The sequence below is a fragment of the Streptomyces sp. NPDC055189 genome (assembly GCF_053606765.1).
The window spans coordinates 32,561-42,598 of the sequence record NZ_JBSGSG010000085.1; the positions used below are offsets into that span (position 1 = coordinate 32,561).

The window sequence follows — 10,038 nt, forward strand, 5'->3', positions numbered from 1 at the left end:
AGGCCCCCGCGCCAGCGGGTTTTCGGGAAGGGGCGGGGTTGGGGAAGGATCCTTGGCATGAACCCCAGCGCCCCCATGCCCCTCGCAGAGGTAGAAGCCCTGGCCCGCCAGGCCCACGCCACCCAGAAAGACAAAGCGGGCCGCCCCTACACAGAGCACCTGGAAGCAGTGGCCAAGGGCGTCCACGCCAGAGGCGGCTCGCCAGAACAAATCGCCGCAGCCTGGCTCCACGACGCCATAGAGGACAACGCCCTCACGGAGCAGTGGCTCCGGGACGCCCCCCTGACCCCGTACACCAAGGACATTGTCCGCGCCCTCACCAAACACCGGGGCGAAACCCCGGAGCAGTACGCCACCCGCATCCTCAGCACCCCCGGCGCCCGCCTGGTGAAGGAGGCGGACCTGGCCCACAACGCGAACGCGGCCCGCCTAGCAGAGCTAGACGGGCCGACCCGCACTCGCCTCACGGCGAAATACGCCAACATGCGCGCCCTACTGGGCATCGAGCCCCCGGCCTGAAGAACAACCGGCCGGGAACCAGCAATCAGCAACCAGGAACTAAGAAGAGGACTTGGCCCGCTCCCTGGCCAACGCCGCGGCATCCCGCTTGAACGCCCACTCCATCTTCGGCTCCATGGCGAAGCGGAACATCCGCTGCACCGGAGGCGTACAGAGAAGCGTCACCACCGCCGCGGCGATCAACGACACGATGATCTGCCCGACAGGCGTGTGCATCCAGTCGTAGTTGTCGAACCAGCCCCAGAAGCGCGAGCCCTTGGCCAGGAAGCCGTGCAGCAGGTAGCCGTACAGCGTGCCCGCGCCGAGGACCGTGAACCACATCTTCCGGCGCGGAACCCACGCGAAGAAGCACGCGGTCAGGATCGCGGAGCAGCCGAACAGGGCAAGGGTCATCACGACACCGGCCCACCACGGCGCACCCAACTCCTGTGCGCTGTCCCGGCGGTAGAACCAGGCGGAGGTCATCCGCGGTCCCGCCCAGTACGCGAGGAGCAGTGCGCTCGCGAAGATCGGGATGGAGAGCAGCCGCACCTCGCGGCGCCGCACCAGCTGGAAGTACTCGGGCTTCATGAACAGGCCGAGCACGAAGAAGGGCAGGAACTGAAGCACGCGCTGCAGGTCCAGGTCGTCGCCGATGTCGGGTGAGACCGACGCGAGCACCGCGATGGCGAGCGCGAGCGGAATCGGCCAGCGGACCAGCTTCCACAGCGGGGTCGTCAGACGCCAGACGAAGAGCGCGACCAGGAACCAGGTGAGGTACCAGGGGTCGAGCAGACTGATCGGCTGCGTCGGATCGTTGTCCGCGTAGCGCTTGAAGAAGGTGTACGCGACCTCGAAGAGGACGTACGGCACGGCGATGCCGGTCACCAGGCGCTTGAGGCGGTCGGACCGCATGTCGAAGCTGCGCGAGAAGTAGCCGGAGATGAGGATGAACGCCGGCATGTGGAAGGTGTAGACGGTCATGTACAGCGCCTCTGCGGCGCGGCTGCCGTCCGTCAGCGGCTCCCAGGAGTGCGCCATCGCGACCAGGACGATCGCGAGGTACTTGGCGTTGTCGAAGAAGGAGTCGCGCTGCTTGGCGGGTTGACCCGTGGGGGCGGGTCTGCCCGCGTTGGTACCGGCGTGTTCCGTGGAGCCGGTGGAGCCCGAGTGGCCCGTGGAGCCGGGGTGAACAGCGGTGCCGGCCGGGGCGTGGGGAACGGTCGCGGCCATGGTGGACTGGGGGGCGCGGGGGCCTGGTACTCCGTCCGCCGGCATATGTGCCGGGGGGAGAGGCGCCCGGTGGCGGCCGTGCGGTTGAACCGAGTTCGTCACAGGCCCTCCCACCAAGAGCTGGGGGGGACGATCCGGGACCGCACTGCGCTTGCGGGGATGGTGGCAGCGTGGAACATCTGAGGCACCCTAGCGTCGCTCGTGTGTATTCGTAAAACCCTCAACTCGGCTGTCATCTCAATCACAGACGGTTCAGGAGTATTACGGTCCGAGTACCCAGAAATCACGGGAGTCGACATGCGGATTCACCTCATGTCACCCTCGAAGCAGCGGGTCGGATGTCCATTACGTCACAACTCATCCCCCTTAAACGTTGCATAACGCCCGCAGGCGACTCTGGCGAAATGTCCGGTTGATTGACCCTTTGTGGTGTCCGCGGTGTGCGTCCGACAACAATTCGAATTTCCTGCGAACGAGTTGTGTGCCCATGGAAACGATCAAGCCGAATTAGTGGTCACGCACGGGCTTCGAATTGCCGTACGGAGGCCCCCTGTTCATGTGCCCCAAGGGTGCCCCCGTGCGCGGGGGCCACGCCCGGCACGTGGAGCCTTGGCCGACGATGTGTCACCGGCCGCATACGGACGGCGCGTTGGTGGCACGATGGTCCTGGCGGGGGTGTGCGTGGGTCGTACCCCCCGGGCCGGGGAGAGACCGACCTAGGGTGTGATCAGTGTGGCCATTTCGCTGTCAGTGGTGTTGCTGTTGGCGATCATCCTCATCGTGCTGATCCGCGGAGGATCGATCAAAGCAGGGCCCGCGATCGTCGCGGTGCTCTTCGGGTTCTTCCTCGCCTCAACTGGAATGGCCCCTTCCATAAACCGCTTCCTGAACGAGGTGGCCGAGACCATCAACTCGATCAGCTTCTGAGGGACATACGCGGCCTGCCTTGCGTACGCTGCCTGCCCGGCCCGGGGCATTCGGGCTGAGGTGCGCGGGGACGGGGGTCCACGAAGATGGCGCTGCGCGAATCGGATCCGGATCGGATCGGCGGTTATCCGATCGACGACCGGCTCGGCTCCGGCGGCATGGGCGTCGTGTACCTCGCCCGTTCCGCCTCGGGGCGGCGCCTCGCGGTGAAGGTCGTCCACGGCCAGTACGCCGACGACCCCGAGTTCCGTACGAGATTCCGCCGCGAGGTCGATGCCGCCCGCCAGGTCAGCGGTGCCTTCACCGCGCCTGTCGTGGACGCCGACGCGGACGCGCCGCGCCCCTGGATGGCCACGCTCTACATCCCCGGCGAGAACCTCGGCGCGCACGTGCGCCGGGAAGGACCGCTTCCGCTGGAGCGGCTCCAGGAGCTCGCGGCGGGCCTGACGGAAGCTCTCCGTGACATTCACCGGGTCGGAGTGGTCCACCGGGACCTGAAACCGGCCAACGTGATGCTCGCGGACGACGGGCCCCGCGTCATCGACTTCGGCGTCTCCCGCACGGCCGGGGCACTCGTCGGCGACCCGCTGACCCAGACCGGCCGCGTCATGGGCACCCCGCCCTACATGTCCCCGGAACAGCTCACCGCGCCCCGCGAGGTCGGCCCCGCCTCCGACGTCTTCTCCCTTGGCGCGGTCCTGGTGCACGCGGCGACGGGCCGCGGCCCCTTCGACAGCGACAGCCCGTACGAGACGGCCACCCGCGTGGTCGAGGGCGCACCGGAACTCGACGGCGTCCCCGACGAGTTGCTCCCCTTCGTGGAGCAGTGCCTCGCCAAGTCCCCCGGGTCCCGCCCCACCGCCGACGCACTCCTGGCCCTCCTCCGGGGCGAGCCGCTGCCGCCGCCCCCGTCCGATTCCACCCCGCCGCCCGCGCGCCCACGTCGCAGCCGGCGGCTGATCATGGGGGCGGCCGTGGGCGGGGCGCTGCTCGCGGTGCTCGGGGCGGGCGTCGTCGTACGCCTTGCGGCCTCGCAGGAGCCCGGACACGGCGATCTGCCGGCGGGGTGGCGGGCTTGGCAGGCCAAGGACACGTCCGGCGCCGCGGACGACGCGAGCGGCCCCTTCCTGCACTGCGTGGCAGCCCTCGACGGCCTCGTGTGCGCGGGAAACGACGTCAAGGCGGTGCGCTTCTCCCTTGCCACCGGCAAGGCCGCCTGGAGCCTGCCGGTCGACGCCGGACCCGACAGCTGGTTCCTGGACGAAGGCGCCGTCATCGGCAGATCGGGCCACCGCCTCTTCGTCTACCGCAACGACCAGACCGAGGAGAGCCCGGACGCCGCCGAACCCGACAACGACTACGCGATCCAGGCCATCGACGCCCGGACCGGCGACGAACTCTGGACCAGACCGACCCAGCGGGGCGCCGACGCCATGGCGCCGGTGAGCGGCACGGAGGCGACGGCCACCGGAGCCGCCGCATCGGTGGCGGGCATGAAGGGCGGGGTCCTGACGGCGTACGGCAAGCGGGGGGACTCGTACGCCCTGCTCGGCTCGGGCGATGGCAGGCCCGTATGGCAGCACCCGTTCCCCCTGCCCGCCGGCACGGACGGGGACTGCGACCTGCGGTCCGCGGACGGCCAGGGCTATCTCCTCTGCTCCACCGAAGACCCCGACGGCACTCGGATCATCCGGATCGACCGGGCCACCGGGAAGCCACGATGGACCGCGTCGGCGCACGACAGGCTCAGCTTCATCGGTCAGTCGGAGGGGCGCCTGCTCTTCACGGACGAGGCGGTGAAGACGCACCGCCGCATCACCGCGCTCGACCTGAAGACCCGCCGCCTGCACACCGTCCGCCTCGCCACCCCGCAGTCCGGCGGCGCGACGGTGACCCTCAGCCGGGGCGCCCTCTACTTCACCTCCACCAACGGCACGGTCCGCGCCGTCGACCCCCGCTCGGGCCGCCAGGCCTGGTCCCGGAACTCCAGCGTGGAGATGCCGGGCCCGCCCCTGGCCTCCGGCTCGCACGTCTACCTCGCGTCCCCCAGCGGCCGCCTCGCGGCCCTCGACCGGAACACGGGCGAGATCGGCTGGACCCGCCCGGGGCGGGGTGCGGGCGCGGCGATGCCCGAATCGGTGGGCGCGCCCCTGACCCTGGTGGGCGACGCCCTCTACGTCCCTTACGGGGCGCGCTCGGTCTACTCCGTGGATGTACGGAACCCCTGAGCGCCCCGCACCGCTGCGGACGGGAAAAAGCCTCCGGCCCGGTTCCTCGGAACCGGGCCGGAGGCCACAGAGAGCGGGTGACGGGAATCGAACCCGCGTAGCTAGTTTGGAAGACTAGGGCTCTACCATTGAGCTACACCCGCACAGCTCGCGCCGCAGGACACTGCTGGTCAGCGACCGCGGCACGGCAAGCATCGTAGCGGGTCGGAGCCCCTCACCGCACACCCCGTACGTACTCGCGATTAAGCGGGCGCCGCACTGCCTGCAGGCATGTACCCTACGTGTCGCACCGACGGGGTGTGGCGCAGCTTGGTAGCGCGTCCGCTTTGGGAGCGGAAGGCCGTGGGTTCAAATCCCGCCACCCCGACCAGCAAGATCTCCCTCACAAGATCGCATTGTGGGTCGGCTCCCGCTTGCCGTTACTATGCAAGCTGTGTGCCCGTGTGTCTCTGAGCCGGGCTCAATCCCAAGAAGTCAGCCCCAAGGAGACCGAACCGTGAAGAGCGCCGTGGAGACCCTGAACCCGACCCGGGTTCGGCTCACTGTTGAGGTGCCCTTCGAGGAGCTCAAGGACAGCCTCGACGCGGCCTACAAGAAGATCAACCAGCAGGTCACGGTGAAGGGCTTCCGCAAGGGCAAGATCCCGGCCCGAGTCATCGACCAGCGGTTCGGCCGCGGCGCCGTCCTCGAAGAGGCCGTCAACGACGCGCTCCCGAAGTTCTACACCGAGGCCGTGAACGAGGCCGAGCTCAACGTCCTGGGCCAGCCCGAGGTGGACATCACCGAGCTGAAGGACAACGAGACCCTCAACTTCACCGCTGAGGTCGACATCCGTCCCGCGATCGAGATCCCGGACTACTCCGGCATCGAGGTCGAGGTCGACGCCGTCGAGGTCAGCGACGAGGACGTCGAGAAGGCCGTCGAGGAGCTCCGTGAGCGCTTCGCGTCCACCTCGCCGGTCGAGCGTGCCGCCGAGGACGGCGACGTCGTGACGATCGACCTGGAGGCCAAGGTCGACGGAGAGGTCCTGGAGGACGGCGTCGCTTCCGGCGTCTCCTACACGATCGGCTCCGGCGAGCTCCTCGAAGGCATCGACGAGGCCGTCAAGGGCCTGGAGGCCGGTGGCGAGGCCACCTTCACCTCCGAGCTCAAGGGCGGCTCGGCCGCCGGCAAGGAGTCCGAGGTGACCGTCAAGGTCACCCAGGTCGCCGCCCGTGAACTGCCCGCCCTGGACGACGACTTCGCGCAGCTCGCGTCGGAGTTCGACACCCTGGACGAGGTCAAGGCGGACAGCCGCAAGCGCCTCGAGAACATGAAGCAGTACGACCAGGCGACCCAGGCGCAGGAGCGCGTCCTGGAGAAGCTGCTCGAGCTGGTCGAGGTCCCCGTCCCCGAGAAGCTCCTCGCGGACGAGATCGAGACCCGCAAGCACAACCTGGTGAACCACCAGCTCGGCCAGATGGGCCTCGACCTCGCGAAGTACCTGGAGATCCAGGGCAAGACCGAGGAAGAGTTCGACGCCGAGACCAAGGAGCAGGCCGAGAAGGGCATCAAGACGCAGTTCGTCCTTGACGAGCTCGTCAACAAGGAGAAGCTGAACGTGAACCAGGAGGAGCTCACCGAGCACCTCATGCGTCGCGCGCAGTCCTCCGGCATGTCCCCCGACCAGTTCGCCCAGGCCGTCGTCGAAGGCGGCCAGGTCCCGATGCTGGTCGGCGAGGTCGCCCGCGGCAAGGCCCTCGCGGTCGTCGTGGAGGCCGCGACGGTCAAGGACACGAACGGCGAGGTCGTGGACCTCGACGACGAGGACGAGGCTGCCGCCGAGGGTGAGCAGGCCGAGGCGTCCGACTCCGTCGAGGAGAAGACCGAGGAGAAGACCGAGGCCTGAGCAGCCTCGCTCTGACGCTCGTACGACAGGCCCCCGGGATCGCATCCCGGGGGCCTGTCGCGCCCGTAGGGGCGCGGGGAACGGCGCGAGCAACCATGTACGAGCCGCACCCGCCGTGGAGCCTGCTGCGGCAGACGCGTCCGCGGGTCTGTGGGGGCGGGCCGCGCAGTTCCCCGCGCCCCTGACGGGGCGACCCGGCACCCCACAAGGCGCCCCCGCCAGAACCTGCGCTCACAGCGAACAGTCACCTTTGCGGGATTCCCCGGACGGGGCTGAGCGTTAGGGTCCATGAATACGAGGGCAGGGGAGTCCCCGAAGCCGCCCCCGGAGCGGCGAGCACGCGGGGTCCCAAGCCTCAGAAGAAGACGTGAGACGGCCCGGCGCCGTCGTAAGACGAGCAGGTGGATACGTGACGAATCTGATGCCCTCCGCCGCCGGCGACCCCTCCATCGGTGGTGGCCTCGGCGACCAGGTCTACAACCGGCTGCTCGGCGAGCGGATCATCTTCCTCGGCCAGGCCGTGGACGACGACATCGCCAACAAGATCACCGCGCAGTTGCTGCTCCTTGCCGCAGAGCCGGACAAGGACATCTTCCTTTACATCAACAGCCCTGGTGGATCCATCACGGCCGGCATGGCGATCTACGACACCATGCAGTACATCCAGAACGACGTGGTGACGATCGCGATGGGCATGGCGGCCTCGATGGGCCAGTTCCTGCTCAGCGCCGGTACGCCCGGCAAGCGCTTCGCGCTGCCGAACGCCGAGATCCTGATCCACCAGCCCTCCGCCGGACTCGCGGGCTCCGCGTCGGACATCAAGATCCACGCCGAGCGTCTCCTTCTCACCAAGAAGAAGATGGCCGAGCTCACCGCGTTCCACACGGGTCAGACCGTCGAGCAGGTCACCCGCGACTCGGACCGCGACCGCTGGTTCGACCCGCAGGAGGCCAAGGAGTACGGCCTCATCGACGACATCATGCCCAACGCGGCCAGCATGCCGGGCGGCGGCGGCACCGGAGCCTGAGCCTCACCGCTCAGCCCTTCCGAAGCCGACCAAGCCCACGCTCCTCAGGAGACCTACAGAGATGAAGAACTTCCCCGGCAGCGGCCTCTACGAGGGCGCCCAGGCCGAGTACACCGGCCCGAGCGCCGAGTCCCGCTACGTCATCCCGCGCTTCGTCGAGCGCACCTCGCAGGGCGTGCGCGAGTACGACCCGTACGCGAAGCTCTTCGAGGAGCGCGTGATCTTCCTCGGCGTGCAGATCGACGACGCGTCCGCCAACGACGTCATGGCGCAGCTCCTGTGCCTGGAGTCGATGGACCCCGACCGTGACATCTCGATCTACATCAACAGCCCCGGCGGCTCCTTCACGGCGCTGACTGCCATCTACGACACGATGCAGTTCGTGAAGCCCGACGTGCAGACGGTCTGCATGGGCCAGGCCGCGTCCGCCGCAGCCGTGCTCCTCGCGGCCGGTACGCCGGGCAAGCGCATGGCGCTCCCGAACGCGCGCGTCCTGATCCACCAGCCCTACAGCGAGACGGGCCGCGGTCAGGTCTCCGACCTGGAGATCGCCGCGAACGAGATCCTCCGGATGCGCTCGCAGCTGGAGGAGATGCTGGCCAAGCACTCCACGACGCCGATCGAGAAGATCCGCGACGACATCGAGCGCGACAAGATCCTCACTGCCGAGGACGCGCTGTCGTACGGCTTGGTCGACCAGATCATCTCCACCCGGAAGATGAACAATTCGTCGGTCGTCTGACGCAGCGCTGTAGCATCTGCCGTTCCTTGGCACGGTCCACGTCAAAGTGAACCGTGCCAAGGGGGGCCCGAACGGGGGGCCAGGCAAGGTACCGTCGGATATGAGGCACCAGGAGTCGCTGAACGTGGCGTCTCCCAGGCGAAGGGGAAGCACCTCGTGGCACGCATCGGTGACGGCGGCGATCTGCTCAAGTGCTCGTTCTGCGGGAAGAGTCAGAAGCAGGTCAAGAAGCTCATCGCAGGTCCCGGTGTGTACATCTGCGATGAGTGCATCGACCTCTGCAACGAGATCATCGAGGAAGAGCTCGCGGAGACGAGCGAGGTGCGGTGGGAGGAACTCCCCAAGCCTCGCGAGATCTACGAATTCCTCGAGGGGTATGTCGTGGGCCAGGAGCCCGCGAAGAAAGCCCTCTCGGTAGCGGTCTACAACCACTACAAGCGGGTCCAGGCCGGCGAGACCGGCGGCGCGCAGGGCCGTGACGACGCGATCGAACTCGCCAAGTCCAACATCCTGCTGCTCGGCCCGACCGGCTCCGGCAAGACGCTGCTCGCGCAGACGCTCGCCCGCATGCTGAACGTCCCGTTCGCCATCGCTGACGCGACGGCGCTCACGGAGGCGGGCTATGTCGGCGAGGACGTCGAGAACATCCTGCTCAAGCTGATCCAGGCGGCCGACTACGACGTCAAGAAGGCCGAGACCGGGATCATCTACATCGACGAGATCGACAAGGTCGCCCGTAAGAGCGAGAACCCTTCGATCACGCGCGATGTCTCGGGCGAGGGTGTCCAGCAGGCCCTGCTGAAGATCCTGGAAGGCACGACCGCTTCGGTCCCGCCGCAGGGCGGCCGCAAGCATCCGCACCAGGAGTTCATCCAGATCGACACGACGAACGTGCTCTTCATCGTGGGCGGCGCCTTCGCCGGCCTCGAGAAGATCATCGAGTCGCGGGCGGGCGCGAAGGGCATCGGCTTCGGCGCCACGATCCACTCCAAGCGCGAGCTTCAGGAGAAGGACCGGTTCGAGGACATCATGCCGGAGGACCTGGTGAAGTTCGGGATGATCCCCGAGTTCATCGGCCGCCTCCCCGTGATCACCTCGGTCCACAACCTGGACCGCGAGGCCCTGCTCCAGATCCTGGTGGAGCCGCGCAACGCACTCGTCAAGCAGTACCAGCGCCTGTTCGAACTGGACGGCGTGGAGCTGGACTTCGAGCGCGAGGCCCTGGAGGCCATCGCCGACCAGGCGATCCTGCGCCAGACCGGCGCGCGTGGCTTGCGCGCCATCATGGAGGAAGTCCTCCAGTCGGTGATGTACGAGGTCCCGTCCCGCAAGGACGTGGCCCGCGTGGTCATCACGGCGGACGTCGTCCACTCGAACGTCAACCCGACGCTGGTGCCGCGTGATGCGCGGGGCCCGGGTCCGGGGGAGCAGAAGTCGGCCTAGGCGTCAGCCGGTCGCGTACGACGAAGGGGGCGCCCCGCGAGTGATCGCGGGG

8 protein-coding genes and 2 tRNA genes are annotated in these 10,038 nt (G+C 68.1%); 8 read left to right on the forward strand and 2 right to left on the reverse strand.

The window, feature by feature from the left end:
- The first annotated feature begins 57 nt into the window (after positions 1 to 57).
- Positions 58 to 519 (forward strand): HD domain-containing protein, encoded by a 462-nt coding sequence (locus ACWFR3_RS37965; protein ID WP_453739261.1) that lies wholly within the window; start codon positions 58 to 60, stop codon positions 517 to 519.
- Between the two features lie 39 nt (positions 520 to 558).
- On the opposite strand, the gene ACWFR3_RS37970 is transcribed toward ACWFR3_RS37965, so the two are convergent.
- Complete coding sequence (locus ACWFR3_RS37970) at positions 559 to 1,833, reverse strand: acyltransferase family protein (protein WP_453739262.1); 1,275 nt, start codon at positions 1,831 to 1,833, stop codon at positions 559 to 561.
- Between the two features lie 630 nt (positions 1,834 to 2,463).
- Between ACWFR3_RS37970 and ACWFR3_RS37975 the strand changes: the two genes are divergently transcribed.
- Both ACWFR3_RS37975 and ACWFR3_RS37980 read left to right on the forward strand, forming a co-directional pair.
- Positions 2,464 to 2,658, forward strand: a complete 195-nt coding sequence (locus ACWFR3_RS37975; protein WP_160505028.1) for a hypothetical protein — start codon at positions 2,464 to 2,466, stop codon at positions 2,656 to 2,658.
- Between the two features lie 86 nt (positions 2,659 to 2,744).
- Entirely contained in the window at positions 2,745 to 4,886 is a 2,142-nt protein-coding gene (locus ACWFR3_RS37980; RefSeq protein WP_453739263.1) for a serine/threonine-protein kinase, read from the forward strand.
- Between the two features lie 72 nt (positions 4,887 to 4,958).
- Here ACWFR3_RS37980 and ACWFR3_RS37985 read toward each other — a convergent pair.
- Positions 4,959 to 5,029, reverse strand: a tRNA-Gly gene (locus ACWFR3_RS37985).
- 150 nt (positions 5,030 to 5,179) lie between these two features.
- Between ACWFR3_RS37985 and ACWFR3_RS37990 the strand changes: the two genes are divergently transcribed.
- From ACWFR3_RS37990 to clpX, 5 genes are all read left to right on the forward strand, one after another.
- A tRNA-Pro gene (locus ACWFR3_RS37990) sits at positions 5,180 to 5,256 on the forward strand.
- A 126-nt stretch (positions 5,257 to 5,382) separates the two neighbouring features.
- On the forward strand, positions 5,383 to 6,774 hold the full coding sequence (tig, locus tag ACWFR3_RS37995; RefSeq protein ID WP_453739264.1) for a trigger factor: 1,392 nt from the start codon (positions 5,383 to 5,385) through the stop codon (positions 6,772 to 6,774).
- 421 nt (positions 6,775 to 7,195) lie between these two features.
- Positions 7,196 to 7,801, forward strand: coding sequence for an ATP-dependent Clp protease proteolytic subunit (locus ACWFR3_RS38000; protein WP_190080566.1), 606 nt, complete (start codon positions 7,196 to 7,198; stop codon positions 7,799 to 7,801).
- Positions 7,802 to 7,862: 61 nt separating this feature from the next.
- A complete protein-coding gene (locus tag ACWFR3_RS38005; RefSeq protein WP_453684224.1) occupies positions 7,863 to 8,543 on the forward strand; it encodes an ATP-dependent Clp protease proteolytic subunit in 681 nt (226 codons plus the stop codon).
- Between the two features lie 156 nt (positions 8,544 to 8,699).
- Positions 8,700 to 9,986: an ATP-dependent Clp protease ATP-binding subunit ClpX gene (gene clpX, locus ACWFR3_RS38010; protein WP_361046605.1), complete on the forward strand. Its 1,287-nt coding sequence runs from the start codon at positions 8,700 to 8,702 to the stop codon at positions 9,984 to 9,986.
- The last annotated feature ends 52 nt before the right edge of the window (positions 9,987 to 10,038 follow it).

Excerpts from the sequence above, each read along its gene's own strand:
- ACWFR3_RS37965 (WP_453739261.1), top strand. The coding sequence starts at position 58 with ATGAACCCCAGCGCCCCCATGCCCCTCGCAGAGGTAGAAGCCCTGGCC.
- ACWFR3_RS37980 (WP_453739263.1), top strand. The coding sequence starts at position 2,745 with ATGGCGCTGCGCGAATCGGATCCGGATCGGATCGGCGGTTATCCGATC.
- ACWFR3_RS38000 (WP_190080566.1), top strand. The coding sequence starts at position 7,196 with ATGCCCTCCGCCGCCGGCGACCCCTCCATCGGTGGTGGCCTCGGCGAC.
- ACWFR3_RS38005 (WP_453684224.1), top strand. The coding sequence starts at position 7,863 with ATGAAGAACTTCCCCGGCAGCGGCCTCTACGAGGGCGCCCAGGCCGAG.